The sequence below is a fragment of the Acinetobacter sp. ANC 4636 genome, assembly GCF_054454555.1.
The window spans coordinates 221,672-237,730 of the sequence record NZ_JBTKVD010000004.1; the positions used below are offsets into that span (position 1 = coordinate 221,672).

Sequence of the window (16,059 nt, forward strand, 5' to 3'; positions counted from 1 at the left end):
GCTAAATACAAAGGCAAGAATTGTGCAGAAAAATAGTGAACTCGACAAGCCTTTTTACTGGCTAAGTCTGGTTTTTCAATATGTACACGTAAAAAAACCGAAGCACAGAGCCTCGGTTGTTTATTATGACAAATTCAGCAAATTATTTGTCTACGAATGCACGTTCAATTACGTAGTCACCCATTTCACCCATACGTGGAGACTCTTTCAAACCATGTTGGTCAAGCAGTGCAGCTACATCTTTCAGGAAGTGCGGGCTACCACAAAGCATGGCGCGGTCAGTTTCAGGGTTGAAACGTGGCAAGCCGATTTTTTCAAAAATCTGACCAAATTCAATCGCAGTAGTTACACGACCTTGAGTGTGGAATGGTTCACGCGTTACAGTTGGGTAATAGACCAATTTATCTTTAATGCCCAACTCTTCGAAGAATTCGTTGTTTGGAAGTTCATTCAAAATCAAATCTTGGTAAGCTAATTCGCTGATGAAACGTGTGCCATGAACGACAATCACTTTTTCAAAGCGTTCATAAGTTTCAGGATCACGAATGACAGACAAGAATGGAGCCAAACCTGTACCTGAAGAAAGAAGGTATAAGTTTTTACCTGGCAACAAATCATCAAGAACCAAAGTTCCTGTTGGTTTTTTAGAAACTAAAATTTCATCACCCACTTGGATTTTTTGCAAAATCGAAGTCAGTGGGCCGTTTTGCACTTTAATCGAGAAGAACTCAAGTTCTTCTTCGTAGTTGGCACTTGCGATTGAGTAGGCACGCATTAACGGTTTGCCATTGACTTCAAGTCCGATCATGACAAACTGACCATTTTTAAAGCGTAGGCTTTGATCACGCGTTGTTTTAAAACTAAATAAAGTGTCATTCCAATGGTGAACATGGGTAACACGTTCAACGTTAAAAGCAGCCATTCAAGCAATCTCAATATATATAATAAAAACTAAGATGTATTTTAATCTAAAATGATTGCCTATAAACTGAATATATTTAATTGTGTTTATAAGAAAAAGTGATGATTACGCCGCTTCAAGTTCCTGTCATCGGGTTAATGCATTCTCCCTTTAAGGAAAAATTTGGTATTCCACGTCAGCCGAATCTGGTTGATGTCGAGTCTTATATTATCATGCAAGCCCCATATGACGATATTCGTGCTTTTGCAGGCATTGAAGAATTTAGCCATTTGTGGTTGTTATGGCAGTTTCATCACAATAAAGCATTAGATGGTTTCCGTCCGCAGATTCGTCCCCCACGTTTGGGCGGTAACCAAAAAATCGGGGTATTTGCTTCACGCAGTATGTATCGACCTGCACAAATTGGGCTGTCTGTGGTGCGATTAAAGCGAGTAGAACAGATCGATGGACAATTGCGAGTTTATGTATCTGGCGCAGATTTACTTGATGGGACACCAATTGTTGACATTAAACCGTATATTGCCTATTCAGATGCGATTGCCGATGCACAAAGTGGTTATGCCAGCCAAGCACCCCAGTTAAAGCGGGTGATTTGGTCAGACACAGCTCTTGCCCAGCGTACAGAGCTTGCCGAGCGGGGATTAGGCTCATCACGACAATATCAGGAAATTGAACAAGTGTTGGCATTAGACCCACGCCCAGCCTATCAGGATGACCCTGAACGAATTTATGGGCTACATTTTGCTGAATTTGACGTGCGTTTTCAGGTACATGCTACAGAAATTGTGATTGTGGAACTGATTGAATATAAAAGCTGAATAATGCTTTGTAAAAATATAGTTTCAGAGGAAATCATTAATCCCTGTGGCAGAAAGTGCTAACATAGCCCGCATAAAATCATAATTAGCATTTTTTGGGGTTTCTATGCAGTCAAATCAACGGCTTACACAATTTTCTTATTCGATTGATTTGACGTGGTGCCTAGATCAACTGCTGTGGGATGGAGTAATTACCGAGCGGGATCATGTACTGGTACAAACCACGCATCGTAACAAAAGCCAGTTAGCATGGCATCCTTTGCAATGGATTGCACAATTTGACTTGGTCAATCAGAAAGACCCCGAGCAAAAATTGACGCTAAGCTTACTTTGTCAATGGCTCGCTGAAAAAGCCAAGTTACCATTTTATGTGATTGATCCGCTCAAAGCCGATGTCCCAGCGCTGACGGAGGTTATGTCTCAAGAGTTCGCTATCCGTAATCATATTCTGGCGGTTGAAGTTAATGATGCCGAAGTGTTGATTGGGACAGACCAACCTTTTTTAACCGATTGGGTCGGGTATTTGGAAAACGGCTTAAAGCCGAAGAAAATCAAGCGGGTTTTTTTAAGCCCAGAGCAGTTACAGCGTTATTTATCTGAATACTATCAAGTGAGTCGTGCGGTTCATTCATCACAAAAAAGTCAGAACTATGAACGTGATGGTCGTGGTGTAGAAGCTTTATTGCAACTCGGAGATATTAGCCAAAACCCCGATGCCAATGATCAGCACATTGTGAAATTGGTAGACTGGATTTTACAGTTTGCCTTTGAACAGGGCGCGAGTGATATTCACCTTGAACCACGCCGCGAACACAGTAAAGTGCGTTTCCGTATTGATGGCATTTTACATACCATCTATAAAATGCCTTCCAATACTTTAGGAGCAGTCATTGCCCGAATTAAAATTTTGGGACGGATGAATGTTGCCGAAAAACGTAAACCGCAGGATGGTCGTTTAAAAACCCGCACACCACGTGGTCTGGAAACCGAGTTGCGTCTGGCGACTTTGCCAACCGCCTTCGGTGAGAAAATGGTGATGCGTATTTTTGACCCAGAAGTGTTGGTGCGTAATTTTGAGCAGTTGGGATTTGACCAAAAATTATTGAGTCAGTGGCAAGAACTGACCCAACATAGTCACGGCATTATTTTGGTGACAGGACCCACAGGTTCGGGAAAAACCACGACCTTGTATTCAACATTGAAACAACTGGCAACAGAAGAAGTCAATGTCTGTACCATTGAAGACCCGATTGAAATGATTGAAGGTAGTTTTAACCAGATGCAGGTCAATCATGGCATTGAACTGGGCTTTGCCGACGGGATTCGTGCGCTCATGCGTCAAGACCCTGACATTATTATGGTGGGTGAGGTACGTGACCAAGATACCGCAGATATGGCAATTCAGGCGGCATTGACGGGTCATTTGGTACTCTCGACCTTACATACCAACGATGCACCTTCAAGTTTGACACGTTTACATGATTTGGGTGTACAGCCATTTTTATCTTCAGCAACGTTGCTTGGGGTATTGGCGCAGCGCTTGGTACGGAAACTTTGCCCGCAGTGCAAGCGAAATGCACCGATTAATGAACAGCAATGGATGCATCTCACGACGGACTATACGGTTGATGTCCCAAAAACGGCTTATGTGCCTGTTGGTTGTGAAGCCTGTCGTTATACAGGCTATAAAGGGCGTATCGGAATTTATGAATTTATGCCGATCAGTCTGCAACTCAAACAAATGATCAGTGAAAATGTATCGTTAAATGCCTTGCGTTTTCAGTCAAAAAAAGAGGGAATTGAACCACTTCGTATCGCGGGTGCGCGTAAAATCATAGCGGGTGTAACTTCGCTTGAAGAAGTGCTTCGAGTTGTGCCATTAAGTTAATTCTGGCAGAGCCTTCATCTTAAAATTCAAATGATCTGGTTTTATTGTCATTGCAATAGAACCAGTGTATTCATCAAAAATCTAGATTAAAAATATGATTTAAATTTTTGAATTTATAGTGATTTTTTTGCGTTGGATCTAGGGGTTCTGATTACGAAAATCTTATAGGTGTTTGTCAGTCCTGAGATGAATCATTATCTGCGAGCAATAATTGCTTAAATAAAAAAGCAGCACAGTGTTTGAATGCGCTACTTTTTTCCACGTTTATTATAAACACCGCTATTTTCAATCAAGCTTATTATTTGGTGAGAATAAGTCGATTATTGCGGGTCAGGCGCAAACGATATTCTTCTCCTGCGTGCATAATGCGAATTTCACGCCCGAGCGCAAATAAATTATTCGAATGCAGCAGTGGTAAAGACTGAGTAGTATCGGTATTACGAGTAAATAAGTTAAATGGTGCGTTCATGTTATTGTGTTCTCGTGGTGTTAATTGGTGGTTTAAATGATAATTATTATCAAATATAGCTGTCAACGAAAATTTAGCACTCCATGTAAAAACTTTGTAACATGCTCAGCGTCAAGGTTAAGCATGATGAAATGTACAAAGGAGCAGTGATGCAAAAATCCCACGTAGAAGTTGCCATTGGGCTCTTATTTTCAAAAACACGTGTCTTGGTTGGATGGCGCGATGCCGAGCAGCATCAGGGCAACAAGGCTGAATTTCCTGGGGGTAAGGTTGAGCAAGGTGAAACTGCACAGCAAGCTTGCCGCCGTGAGGTTTTGGAAGAAGTCGGGATTGATCTGGTAGACTGGCATCCATTTGAGAAAATTCAGCATGAATATGAAGATGTTATCGTCCATTTACATGTATTTTTTAGTTATGTGCCTGAAGCATTGTTAACGCAGATTCAGCAACCGTGGCAGTGGTATTCGCGCCCTGAACTGGCAACCTTGAACTTCCCGAAAGCCAATCGTGCATTAATCCAGCGTTTGTGGTTTCCACAGCAAATTAAAATTCGGACGCAGTTACAGGAACTTGTCAGTCTGACTGAGGAGGGGCAGGCAATTTATTATCGCCCTGAACAGCAGCCTGAATTGGAAAGTATTAAAAGTTTACCAGTCGAACAATTAGGCAAGTTAATTCTGAATCAAACCTTGGCAGAGCAGCTGAGCCTTGAGCAACAGCATCAACTCGCCGCCATTCATCTTAAACAGCCACAACTTTTGGCAACTCAGCAAGGCGAACTGCGCGTAGGGCAATGCTATGTGGCAGCCTGTCATGATTTGCATAGTTTAAAGCATGCTCAGCAGATTGGTTGTGATGCCGCATTACTCAGCTCAGTATTGGCAACAGCAACGCACCCTGACGTAACAGGGTTAGGCTGGGTACAATTTCAGAACTTGGCAGAGCAGGTTGATTTACCCGTGATTGCTTTGGGTGGGCTTAAAGCTGGGGATTTAGTAATTGCCCAGCAACATGCCGCTTATGGAATTGCAGGCATTTCTCAAATTTAGAATTGCTGTAAAGCACGCTTGGCTTGTTGAATGGCGTTTTGGTTATGTTGCGTTTGTGCAATCTGCAAGCGAATCAGCCAAAGCTGCTTTTTGGTCGCATTGTCGTTTGCCAAACTTAGACCGCGTTGTAGCAAGGCCTCTGCATGATTGTAGTTACGTTGTTTCTGCGCTATTTGTGCCAAGATCACATAACTTTGTGCCGCCTGTGGTGAAATACGCTGTGCCTGCAAAGCCAGATGTTCAGCCTGAGTGAAATGGTTTTGTTGCAAAGCTTGTCGTGCTTGTTGAATCAGCTGACGAAAAACGGGTTTTTCTGAACCATCTGGAGTTACTGCAGGTTGTGGAGGGACAGAATGGTTTTTTACAGGTATGGATTCACGTTTAATTTCAGGAACTTGATAAGGTGTAATCTGAACACCATTGGCATGAGAATGTGGGGTGGTTTTTTTATCTGTCGGGGGAGTGCTTTGATGCTTAGATTGGGGCTGTTGTGTCAGTTGGCTACAGCCAATCAGGCTCAAACTTAATACACAACTACTGATCAGTTTTAAATGCATTCGCGAGAGTTCTCCATCTAGATACTTTAAAAAAAAAGAATTGGGCAATAGTAATAACTATTGCCCAAAGATGAAATTACTGTTCGTAACTGCCGCTTGAAATGATACGTGTTGGTGTATTGGAGTTCGTGTCACTATTGTTACTTTCCCGAATCAGGTTTTCGAGATTATCTGGGCTGGTTGTGGTAGCGGGTGCAGATGCACTAGCTTCATCAGTAGATGCTTGATGATTTGGAAACCCGCAGCTACCTCCAGGTTCAGGCAAGTGATCTGCAAGCAATGGAATATACATTGCACCTGAACAATTGGCTGCTGACAAGCGTCCTGAATGCATATTAACCCATTGCCACTGAACATTGTTGGGCTGCTTAATATTGACAGGTTGCTGGCGTAACTGCTTCATGACATTAATCCAGACAGGAAGTGCGCCTGAGGAACCTGTTAAACCTGTTACTTTGTTATTGTCTAGACCTAGCCATACTACGGTTAAATAATTACCTGAATAGCCTGCAAACCATGAATCGCGGGTGTCATTGGTTGTTCCTGATTTACCCGCCAGTTTTAGACTAGAAGGTAAGCTATTATATGCTGCTTTACCTGTACCGTTGTTCATGACTTGCTGTAAGCCATAGTTCAGAACATAGGCAGCTGCTGGATCAACAGTTTGCTGAACTTCTAGTCCATAACGGTTGAGTGTTCTGCCATTTGGATCAACAACTGAGCGAATGGCTTTGGTTGGATATTTAAAGCCACCTGTGGCAAAGTTGTTGTAAAGACCCAAAACTTCCATTGGTGATAAGTTCACTGCACCCAAGAAAACAGATGGATAAGATGGAATATCACTGGTCACACCAAATTTGCGTAACTGATTGGTGAATGTTGCAATCCCGAATTCTTGCCCTAACCGTACAGCCGCAAGGTTATAAGAATGTTGTAATGCCTGTACCATCGGCACCATACCATGCTCACCACCATCATAGTTTTTAGGTGTCCAAGCCTTCCCTTGAGTTGGGATGCTAATAGAATTGTCTTGAATCGCGGATGCCCAATTATAACGACCCGATTCAATTGCACTGAGATAAATCACAGGTTTGAGTAATGAACCCACTTGGCGTTTGGCATCAATGGTACGGTTAAAGCCAGTAAAGTTTTGTGTTGAACCTACGGCTGCAACTAGTTCGCCATTGTCTGGGCGCTGAATCAGTACAGCACCTTGTAAATCGGCTAATACACGAGGATTACGTTTTGACAGGTTGTCTACGGTATCTTTAAAGCTGTTTTGAACCTTGGTTTGTGCAATCGGGTCAAGCGTGGTGAAAATACGTAAGCCCTGATTGGTCAGGTCAGACTCTTGGTATTCACTGCGTAGTTGACGGCGTACAATATCCATAAAGTCTGGGAAGCGATTTGGACCCAATGCAGGTTTTGCCACGACACCCAGTGGGCGTGCGCTTTCTTGTTCATACTGCGCTTGAGTTAGATAGCCCATCACCAGCATATTGTGCAAAACGGTATCGCGACGGTTTTTTGCCCCTTCAGGGTTACGCCAAGGATTATATAAAGATGGTCCTTGTACCAAACCAACCAAGTAAGCTTGTTGGGCAATATTCAGTTCACCTAAAGGTAGACCAAAATAAAACTGTGAAGCTAAACCATAACCATTGATGGAATAGTTACCATTTTGCCCCAGATGCACTTCATTTAAATATGCTTCTAGAATCTCATCTTTGTTGTAGTGCATTTCCAGCAATATAGACATTAAGGCTTCATTGACCTTACGCTTTAAGGTTTTTTCTGGAGACAAGTAGAAGTTTTTCACCAACTGTTGGGTGAGTGTTGATCCACCCTGACGTTTACCGCCTGTAATGTTGCTGACAATTGCCCGAGCAGTACCACGAATCGAAATCCCATGATGCTCATAGAAATTACGGTCTTCTGTTGAAATTAGTGCATCAATGAGAGGTTTTGGTACATTTTTTAGCTTGATGAGAACGCGGTCTTCGTTATGCTGCGGATAGATGCCGCCAATCAATAATGGTTCGAGACGAGTCATTCCTGTACTGGATGGTTTGGTCGTGCGCACGTCCTGCATTTGCTCATTACCAAAGGCAATATGCAAAACTTGTTCAGGCTCATTACTGTCGCCAAAGTCAAAGCCACGCGTATGTACATAGACGCTATTGCCATTTAGTACATAGCTGCCTGGTTGAGTATAACCATCGGCTTTTTTATAGCCCAGCATTCCTAGCTCTTGTAGAAAATCAGGTTCATTTACAGGTGCCTGATTGTATATTTCTAAAGGGCGTGCATATACTTTGGCAGGGATATCCCAACGCTGACCTTCAAATTTCTTTCGAATAACACTATCAATATGAATAACATACGCGCTAAAGACGAGAAATCCTACGATAACAACAATACAAAAAATCAGGGGAAATAAACCAAGACCGCGTTGTGACTTCATAAAAAGTGATAAGCTATCCGACATAAACCCTGTAATCATGCGAAGCTTTTATTTATTTTGCAATGATTATTCGTGAAACAATACAAAATTAAGCAATAATTTAGCGTTTTATCAGAGGCTTTGTATTGTTTTTTCAAACCTGAAACAACGTGTTATTATGGCTGCGAATCCGAACGGAGCGCTTGAGTTGGTGAAAATCTCACACAAGTCGTTTCGCAACATTGGGCTAATTGGACGACCAGAAAAAGCCGCTGTTGTAGAAACACTTTGTCTTATTTATGACCATTTGCTGAAATTGGGATTGCATCCAATTTTTGATGTTGAAACAGCAAAACTTGTCCCTTATCAAAATTGCCAGATTGTCAGCCGTAATCTGATGGGTGAAGTGGCAGATTTGGTTGTCGTTGTAGGCGGTGATGGTTCTTTATTACATGCCGCACGCGCACTGGTGAAGTACAATACACCTGTAATCGGGGTCAACCGTGGACGTTTGGGATTTTTAACCGATATTAATCCAGTTGAAGTGCTACAAAAACTGGACTTGGTGCTCAAGGGAAATTTCCAGCTTGATCGGCGTTTTTTGCTGGAAATGGAAGTTCGCACTGCAGGCGAAACTGTTTATAGTGCCATTGCACTGAACGATATTGTATTGCACTCAGGCAAGTCGGTGCATATGGTGGATTTTGAACTCTCCATAGATGGACAATTTGTTTACCGCCAGCATAGCGACGGTTTGATTGTTGCGACCCCGACAGGTTCGACGGCTTATGCATTGTCAGGCGGTGGTCCAATTATTCACCCAAGTATGGATGCAATTGTCTTAGTGCCGATGCATCCGCATACACTTTCATCTCGACCAATTATTGTTGGTGATCAAAGTGAAATCAAAATTACCGTCCGTAAAAACCGTATTTTACCGATGGTCAGTGCCGATGCGCAGCATAGCGTGGCGCTAAATGTCGGAGATGTTTTGTATATTCGCAAACATCCCTTTAAATTAAGCTTATTGCATCCACCTGGTTATGACTTCTATATGGCATGTCGTACCAAGTTGGGATGGCATCAGGATTTTGAAGCATTGCAGCAGCAGGAAGAGTCATGAATATTGAACAAATGCTCTCGGTCTTAGACCCCGAAATTGTACAACGTCTAAAAACAGCAGTTGAAATTGGTAAATGGCCTAATGGTGTTGCCTTGACCCAAGAGCAGCGCGAAATTTGTATGCAGGCTGTGCTGGCATGGGAATATAAACATTTACCTGAAGAAGAACGTACAGGGTATATTGACCGCGGTACGAAAGAAGAAGGTGAAGTGTGTGAAGATGATCATCACAAAAATGAGCCTGAATTTAAGCCAATTCGCTTTGTCTAAATAAAAAAATCCCCAAACGGGGATTTTTTTATGCCCAAGGTTTTTATTGATGACGAGTTTGCCATAAGGTTTGGGCTTTTTGCATGGCGGCGTTATAACTGTCCACTACACCCATGCTATATAAAGCAATACCCATGGTTTCAACCACAGCCATCTCACCATAGCTATGCTGTTGTTTGCCTTCCCAAACTGCTTTAAAGATATTTAAATCTAACTCTTCTTCAATTGCACTACGCTCTGGTGTGAGTTTAGGTAATTCATGTTCGTACATTTCACCATCACGAATGCCGCAAATTAAGGTCTTGGCATCGGGATTACGCTCGAACTCACCGCCTTCACCTTTAATTACGGCACTATTTTTATAGCCAAGAGTAAATGCTGCACGTTGGTGTGAACTCCGATAAGCAGGATGGAAAATCGCCTGTAACGTAGCTTTAGCGTTAAATGGATTAATTAAGCGTGCCAAGGTGTGAATCGGGGAGCGTAGCCCCATGACATTGCGTAAGCCGATCAATTCATCCAGTACAGGTGAAATCGCAGCGAGAGGTAAATAAGCAAAGTTGCGCTGTTTTAATTCTTGTTCAACGTCTTCTTGCGTATGGCAAATCGGATAATTGAGAAACTCTAAAACCTGCTCGGTATAGACGCGGTTTAAGGTATGACCTGCTGCACCATGCATCACCACGCGATAGCCATGTTGTGCCAGAGTCAGCGCCGCCAGTAAAAACCATGGATAATGTTTACGTTTACCTGCATACGATGACCAGTCCAGATCAACCTCAAGTGGATGGTAGTGAAGCTGATCTTTGGTGGCTTTTACAAAGCCTGCCAGTTCTTCGACCGATTCTTCTTTGACACGTAACAACATCAGAAATGCACCAAGTTGTACATCGAGCACATCGCCTTTAAGAATCATGCTAAATGCATCATAGGCTTCCTGAAAAGTCAGTGAACGCGCACCTGTTTTGCCTTTGCCAATAATACGAATGTACTGTGCAAAAGGATGCTCAAAGTCTTGATAGATATTACGTTTAGTTGTCATGATTGAATTGTGGGCAAATAAAAGATATTCAGCATACTAGCATAAGCTGTGCCAGAACCAAGTGTGGTTATATGGTGACACCATGACAAAAAGAAATGTGAAGGAATACTTCTTTTTGTGAACAATACCACTGTATTTTTATCTCGCCTGTGAATGTCGACGTTACAGTTGAGATTCAAGACGAGTGCAAGATCGAGATTGAGCTGGCTCTGGCTATAGTTGTTAAATGCATTGATCTATTCGAAAAACTTAATTTGCCACTTAGGATGTGATGACATTTCCCAGTTGAATGTGGTTATACTTGCAGGCAGAAAAAAACATGAGCACGGGGCGAAATGACATGATCCAAGATGATCAGAAAACGACTTCTCTGAATTTAGAACAATTACGTTCGGATATTGATAGCGTAGACCAACAGATTCAGGATTTATTGAATCGTCGTGCACGCTTAGCGGAAGCAGTTGCCAAAGCTAAATTTGCAACTGAAGAGAATCCTGTGTTTTATCGCCCTGAACGTGAAGCACAAGTTTTACGTAAAGTGATGGAACGCAATGAAGGCCCGTTGTCTGATGCGACCATGGCACGTTTGTTCCGTGAAATTATGTCAGCATGTTTGGCACTTGAAGCACCACAAAGCATTGCTTTTTTAGGCCCTGAAGGCACATTTACCCAAGCTGCAGCCTTGAAGCACTTTGGTCAGGATGCAATTGTGCGTCCAATTGCAACCATTGATGAAGTATTCCGTGAAGTTGAAGCAGGCAGCGCACACTATGGTGTTGTCCCTGTAGAGAACTCATCGGAAGGTGTGGTTAACCATACTCTAGATTGTTTTAAATCATCGAGCCTGAATGTGATTGGTGAAGTTGAATTGCGTATTCATCACCAGTTTTTGATATCGGAAAATACCCGTAGAGACAGCATTAAACAGATTTATGCCCACCAGCAAACCTTGGCTCAATGTCGCAATTGGCTGGATATTCATTATCCTGGTGTTGAGCGTGTCGCAATGACTTCAAATGCTGAAGCAGCGCGCCGTATTCGCAATGAATGGCATTCAGCAGCAATTGCTTCTGATATTGCGGCAACGATGTATGGTTTAGAAATCTTGCATAGCAATATTGAAGACAATCCTGAAAATACCACGCGTTTCTTGGTGATTGGCCGTGAGAAAATTCCTGCAAGCGGTAACGACAAAACCTCTTTATTGATTTCTGCGCATAACCGTGCAGGGGCATTGCTTGATATTTTAGAACCGTTTGCCAAGCACAATATTAGTCTGACCAGTATTGAAACCCGTCCAGCGCTTCCTGAAAAATGGGCATATGTGTTCTTTGTTGACTTGGAAGGGCATATTGATCAGCCAAATGTTGCGGCTGCACTTGATGAAATTCGCCCACTGGTTAAAGAGTTGCGTGTACTGGGTTCATATCCTGTTGCCGTGTTGTAATCTGCTGGTTGAGCATTTTTATCGTATTGAGCATAGAGGCAAATTTTGGTGGTAGTTTCAGAAACACAGCCCTTGTTTCATAAAGTGGCATTTATTGGGCTGGGCTTGATTGGTTCAAGTCTGGCACGTGTGATTCAGGCAGAAGGTTTGGCAACACAGGTTGTAGCATCAACACGTTCAGCCAAAACCTTGCAGGATGCAAAAGCATTAGGACTAATTCAAGAGGGCTATGCCTCTGCAATTGACGCCGTGCAAGATGCAGATCTCGTGGTATTGGCATTGCCTGTACAAGCCACTGAAAAAGTCTTGGTGCAAATTAAGCCATATTTAAAAGCCGATGCGATTTTAACTGATGTAGGTAGTACCAAAGGTAACGTGGTGGCTGCGGCACAGCGTGTATTTGGTGAGAGTCTGCCTGTGGGTTTTGTGCCAGGACATCCGATTGCGGGCAGTGAACACACGGGTGTACATGCAGGAAAAGTGGATCTGTTTGCACATCACAAAGTGATTTTAACGCCATTGCCAAGCAGCGCGCCTTGGGCAGTTGAAAAACTGATTACCCTTTGGCAGGCAGCAAAAGCCGAAGTGATTTGTATGGATGTGCAAAAGCACGATGAAGTGTTGGCGCATACCAGTCATTTACCGCACCTGATGGCGTTTAATCTGGTGGAGCAACTGGCAAACCGCGAAGATAATCTGGATATTTTCCGTTACGCCGCAGGTGGTTTTCGCGATTTTTCACGAATTGCAGCATCTGATCCACAAATGTGGCATGACATTTTCTTTGCCAACAAAACTGCAATTTTGAAAGCTGTCGATGGCTTTGAACAACAACTGGCGATTATTCGTGGGCTGATTGAAAAAGAAGATTCGCAAGCGCTGATGGGCTTACTCGGACATGCCCAAGCCGCACGTCAGCATTTTAACCATATGCTTGCCCAAAAACCTTTAATGGAGAAAGACAAGGTGACCCAACAATTTACCATTCAACCTCAACAGCATCGTTTTCAGGGAACATTTACCGTTCCGGGTGATAAATCGGTGTCACATCGTTCGATTATGTTTGGTGCAATTGCTGAAGGCACAACACATGTCACAGGCTTCCTTGAGGGTGAAGATGCTTTGGCAACCTTGCAGGCCTTTCGTGATATGGGCGTGTCGATTGAAGGGCCAAAAAATGGTGAAGTAACCATTCATGGTGTGGGGATGCACGGTTTGAAAGCGCCAGCAAGTGCGTTGTATATGGGTAACTCGGGTACCAGTATGCGTTTGCTTTCAGGTATGTTGTCGGCACAGAAATTTGATACGGTCATGACGGGTGACGCATCGTTGTCAAAACGCCCGATGGAGCGTATTGCCAAGCCACTGCGTTTAATGGGTGCACAAATCCAGACCACAGGTGAGAGAGGTACACCACCTGTCAGCATTACAGGTTCGCAAGCACTTAAAGGTATTCAGTATGATTTGCCAATGGCATCAGCTCAGGTGAAATCAGGGATTTTACTGGCAGGTTTGTGGGCAGAAGGTGAAACTTCAGTGACTGAACCTGAGCCAACACGTGACCATACTGAACGTATGTTGCGTGCCTTTGGTTATGAAGTAAAAACCGAAGGTAACCGTATTAGCTTGCAAGGCGGTGGTAAATTGGTCGGTACAGATATCCAAGTGCCTTCAGATATTTCTTCTGCGGCATTCTTTATGGTGGGTGCAGCGATTTGTGAAAATGCCGATGTCACCTTAGAAGCGGTCGGTATTAACCCGACTCGTACTGGCGTGATTGAAATTCTAAAGGCTATGGGCGCTGATCTTGAAGTGTTGAATGAGCGTATCGCAGGCGGTGAACCGATTGCCGATATTCGTATTCGTGCAACACGGACATTAAAAGGGATTCATATTCCTGAAGACCAAGTACCATTAGCGATTGATGAATTCCCAGCCTTGTTTATTGCCGCGGCATGTGCCGAAGGTGAAACGGTATTGACAGGCGCTGCTGAACTGCGCGTGAAAGAATCTGACCGTATTCAGGTGATGGCAGACGGTTTGCAGGCAATGGGTATTCAATGTACCCCAACTGAGGATGGTATTATCATTCAAGGTCAGGGTAAATCTGGCGACTGGTCACCAATCTTTAAAGGCGCTCAGATTGAATCGCATCATGATCATCGTATTGCAATGAGTTTTAGTATTGCAGGTCTACGTGCTGCTGAAGCGATCACGATTGTGGGTACAGAAACGGTTGCGACCAGTTTCCCAACCTTTACTGAACTGGCAAATCAGGCAGGTTTAAGCATCGAAGTCTCTGAATAATTCGACCTGTTTTAAAATTAAAAGCCAAGCATCTGCTTGGCTTTTTTATATCCGCAGTTCTCTTTCGGCAAGGTTTTACCTTGTCGGCTCATTTTGCAGTATAGTGAAACCAAACAGACTTATTTTCTTTACGAGACCAGATCATGAATGCCGTTGATTTTTCTCAACTCTCACCCAAAAACGTCTGGCAGCATTTTGCCACTTTGTGCCGTATTCCGCGTCAGTCCAAACAAGAACAACAACTACGCCAATATTTACAAGACTGGGCGAAAAACAAAGGCTTAGACACTTATGTGGATATTGTTGGAAATTTAATTATCCGTAAACCTGCAACCGCAGGCATGCAGCATAAAACTGGTGTGATTTTGCAAGGGCATCTGGATATGGTGACCCAAGCCAATCGTGGTACGGTACATGATTTTAGTCGTGACCCAATTCAGCCGATTTTGGAAAATGGTTGGTTGATTGCACCAAATACCACGCTTGGTGCGGACAATGGCATTGGGGTGGCGCTGGCGTTGGCTGTACTGGATGCCGATGATATTGCTCACGGGGCGATTGAAGTGTTGCTGACAGTCGATGAAGAGGCGGGCATGAGTGGTGCACGTTTTCTTGAAGAAAATGTCCTGCAAGGCAAATGGTTATTTAATATTGACACCGAAGAGTGGGGACAACTGTATCTGGGCTGCGCAGGTAGTCAGGATATCGAAGTCGAGCAAACCCTGACTTATGTGCAAACTGATGCCGAACTGACCGCAGTTGAAGTACAGGTGCTTGGACTTAAAGGTGGGCATTCAGGTGTCGATATTCACTTGGGGCGTGGCAATGCCAATGTGATTTTAGCGCAGTTTTTACAGCAGCATTTACCTAAACTGCAAGCACATCTGGTTGAGTTCTCAGGAGGTACAGCGCGTAATGCCTTACCACGTGAAGCGACTGCCAAGATTGCTTTGCCAAAATCAGAACTTGCCCAATTAGATGCTCTACTACAACAGTCTCAAATAGATTGGCGAATGCAACTTAAAGGTGTAGATGAGGCGATTGAATTGCGTGCTCAACCACTTGATGAAGTTGTCACTGAAGCGATTGCCTATGAGCAGCAGCAAGCATGGTTGGCCGCTTTGTCGAGTTGTCCGTATGGCGTGGCACAAATGAGTCAGGCAATGCCTGATGTCGTAGAAACCTCAAACAATATTGGGGTGGTATGTTTAAACCGTGAACAAGCCAGTGTACTGATTATGGTGCGTTCAATGGTCAATGATGAACTGGAAGCACATGCACATCGGATTCAGCAGCATTTTGAATATTATGGGTTGCATTCGAGCCTTGCGCCATTCGTTTCGGGTTGGACTCCGAACCCAGAATCAGCCGCTTTAAAATGTCTGCAACGCGCTTATCAGGATACTTTCCAGATTGAACCTGAACTTAAAGTCATTCATGCAGGTTTAGAATGTGGAATTATTGCCGAGCATTATCCTGACTTGCAAATGGTGTCTTTTGGCCCAGATATTCAGGGCGCGCATGCACCAGGCGAACGAGTTAAAGTGGATACAGTAGAAAAATGCTGGCAGTTATTGGTGGCTGCACTAGCAACTGTTGATTAAAAAAAATGCACCTGATCCGCACAGTGTCGCTGAGCTGATCAGGCGCATTTTGTTTTTTTATTGAACTCATGCTCCAAATGAATTGGGCATGTTTTTAGTATCTTCCCAGATGCAAGATATT

Annotated in this window: 13 protein-coding genes; 8 read left to right on the forward strand and 5 right to left on the reverse strand. The window is 43.5% G+C overall.

The genetic code is table 11. The features are described from left to right. Positions 1-142 precede the first annotated feature (142 nt). Entirely contained in the window at positions 143-922 is a 780-nt protein-coding gene (locus ACX1N5_RS06415) for a ferredoxin--NADP reductase (RefSeq protein WP_458800949.1), read from the reverse strand. 101 nt (positions 923-1,023) lie between these two features. Here ACX1N5_RS06415 and tsaA point away from each other — a divergent pair, with 101 nt between their 5' ends. Next, entirely contained in the window at positions 1,024-1,740 is a 717-nt protein-coding gene (gene tsaA / locus ACX1N5_RS06420; protein ID WP_458800951.1) for a tRNA (N6-threonylcarbamoyladenosine(37)-N6)-methyltransferase TrmO, read from the forward strand. A gap of 106 nt (positions 1,741-1,846) precedes the next feature. Further along, complete coding sequence (locus ACX1N5_RS06425; protein WP_458800953.1) at positions 1,847-3,628, forward strand: GspE/PulE family protein; 1,782 nt, start codon at positions 1,847-1,849, stop codon at positions 3,626-3,628. 298 nt (positions 3,629-3,926) lie between these two features. Here the strand turns inward: ACX1N5_RS06425 and hemP are convergent, their stop codons facing one another. Then, positions 3,927-4,097, reverse strand: a complete 171-nt coding sequence (hemP, locus tag ACX1N5_RS06430) for a hemin uptake protein HemP (protein WP_004751206.1) — start codon at positions 4,095-4,097, stop codon at positions 3,927-3,929. Positions 4,098-4,246: 149 nt separating this feature from the next. Between hemP and ACX1N5_RS06435 the strand changes: the two genes are divergently transcribed. Then, positions 4,247-5,146, forward strand: coding sequence for an NUDIX domain-containing protein (locus ACX1N5_RS06435; protein ID WP_458800955.1), 900 nt, complete (start codon positions 4,247-4,249; stop codon positions 5,144-5,146). Here the strand turns inward: ACX1N5_RS06435 and ACX1N5_RS06440 are convergent. Further along, positions 5,143-5,703 carry a tetratricopeptide repeat protein gene (locus ACX1N5_RS06440; protein WP_458800957.1) on the reverse strand — a complete coding sequence of 187 codons (561 nt, stop codon included), beginning with the start codon at positions 5,701-5,703 and terminating at the stop codon, positions 5,143-5,145. The genes ACX1N5_RS06435 and ACX1N5_RS06440 overlap by 4 nt on opposite strands. Positions 5,704-5,779: 76 nt before the next feature. Then, the gene (mrcB, locus tag ACX1N5_RS06445; protein WP_458800959.1) at positions 5,780-8,167 is read right to left on the reverse strand and encodes a penicillin-binding protein 1B; all 2,388 of its coding nucleotides are present in this window, start codon (positions 8,165-8,167) and stop codon (positions 5,780-5,782) included. Positions 8,168-8,357: 190 nt separating this feature from the next. Between mrcB and ACX1N5_RS06450 the strand changes: the two genes are divergently transcribed. Beyond that, the gene (locus tag ACX1N5_RS06450) at positions 8,358-9,269 is read left to right on the forward strand and encodes an NAD(+) kinase (RefSeq protein ID WP_171063163.1); all 912 of its coding nucleotides are present in this window, start codon (positions 8,358-8,360) and stop codon (positions 9,267-9,269) included. Continuing rightward, the gene (locus tag ACX1N5_RS06455) at positions 9,266-9,538 is read left to right on the forward strand and encodes a YeaC family protein (RefSeq protein WP_004751217.1); all 273 of its coding nucleotides are present in this window, start codon (positions 9,266-9,268) and stop codon (positions 9,536-9,538) included. The genes ACX1N5_RS06450 and ACX1N5_RS06455 overlap by 4 nt, the downstream gene beginning before the upstream one ends. A 43-nt stretch (positions 9,539-9,581) precedes the next feature. On the opposite strand, the gene ACX1N5_RS06460 is transcribed toward ACX1N5_RS06455, so the two are convergent. Then, a complete protein-coding gene (locus ACX1N5_RS06460) occupies positions 9,582-10,580 on the reverse strand; it encodes a glycosyl transferase family protein (protein ID WP_458800961.1) in 999 nt (332 codons plus the stop codon). 340 nt (positions 10,581-10,920) lie between these two features. On the opposite strand from ACX1N5_RS06460, the gene pheA reads away from it, so the two are divergent. The 3 genes from pheA (at position 10,921) to ACX1N5_RS06475 (ending at position 15,938) form a co-directional block, all read left to right on the forward strand. Further along, a complete protein-coding gene (pheA, locus tag ACX1N5_RS06465) occupies positions 10,921-12,027 on the forward strand; it encodes a prephenate dehydratase (protein WP_458801024.1) in 1,107 nt (368 codons plus the stop codon). A 48-nt stretch (positions 12,028-12,075) separates the two neighbouring features. Continuing rightward, positions 12,076-14,334: a bifunctional prephenate dehydrogenase/3-phosphoshikimate 1-carboxyvinyltransferase gene (locus ACX1N5_RS06470; RefSeq protein WP_458800962.1), complete on the forward strand. Its 2,259-nt coding sequence runs from the start codon at positions 12,076-12,078 to the stop codon at positions 14,332-14,334. A 143-nt stretch (positions 14,335-14,477) separates the two neighbouring features. Further along, positions 14,478-15,938, forward strand: a complete 1,461-nt coding sequence (locus ACX1N5_RS06475) for an aminoacyl-histidine dipeptidase (RefSeq protein ID WP_458800964.1) — start codon at positions 14,478-14,480, stop codon at positions 15,936-15,938. Positions 15,939-16,059: the final 121 nt, after the last annotated feature.

Excerpts from the sequence above, each read along its gene's own strand:
- ACX1N5_RS06415 (WP_458800949.1), bottom strand. The coding sequence starts at position 922 with ATGGCTGCTTTTAACGTTGAACGTGTTACCCATGTTCACCATTGGAAT.
- tsaA (WP_458800951.1), top strand. The coding sequence starts at position 1,024 with ATGATTACGCCGCTTCAAGTTCCTGTCATCGGGTTAATGCATTCTCCC.
- ACX1N5_RS06425 (WP_458800953.1), top strand. The coding sequence starts at position 1,847 with ATGCAGTCAAATCAACGGCTTACACAATTTTCTTATTCGATTGATTTG.
- hemP (WP_004751206.1), bottom strand. The coding sequence starts at position 4,097 with ATGAACGCACCATTTAACTTATTTACTCGTAATACCGATACTACTCAG.
- ACX1N5_RS06435 (WP_458800955.1), top strand. The coding sequence starts at position 4,247 with ATGCAAAAATCCCACGTAGAAGTTGCCATTGGGCTCTTATTTTCAAAA.
- ACX1N5_RS06440 (WP_458800957.1), bottom strand. The coding sequence starts at position 5,703 with ATGCATTTAAAACTGATCAGTAGTTGTGTATTAAGTTTGAGCCTGATT.
- mrcB (WP_458800959.1), bottom strand. The coding sequence starts at position 8,167 with ATGAAGTCACAACGCGGTCTTGGTTTATTTCCCCTGATTTTTTGTATT.
- ACX1N5_RS06455 (WP_004751217.1), top strand. The coding sequence starts at position 9,266 with ATGAATATTGAACAAATGCTCTCGGTCTTAGACCCCGAAATTGTACAA.
- ACX1N5_RS06460 (WP_458800961.1), bottom strand. The coding sequence starts at position 10,580 with ATGACAACTAAACGTAATATCTATCAAGACTTTGAGCATCCTTTTGCA.
- pheA (WP_458801024.1), top strand. The coding sequence starts at position 10,921 with ATGATCCAAGATGATCAGAAAACGACTTCTCTGAATTTAGAACAATTA.
- ACX1N5_RS06475 (WP_458800964.1), top strand. The coding sequence starts at position 14,478 with ATGAATGCCGTTGATTTTTCTCAACTCTCACCCAAAAACGTCTGGCAG.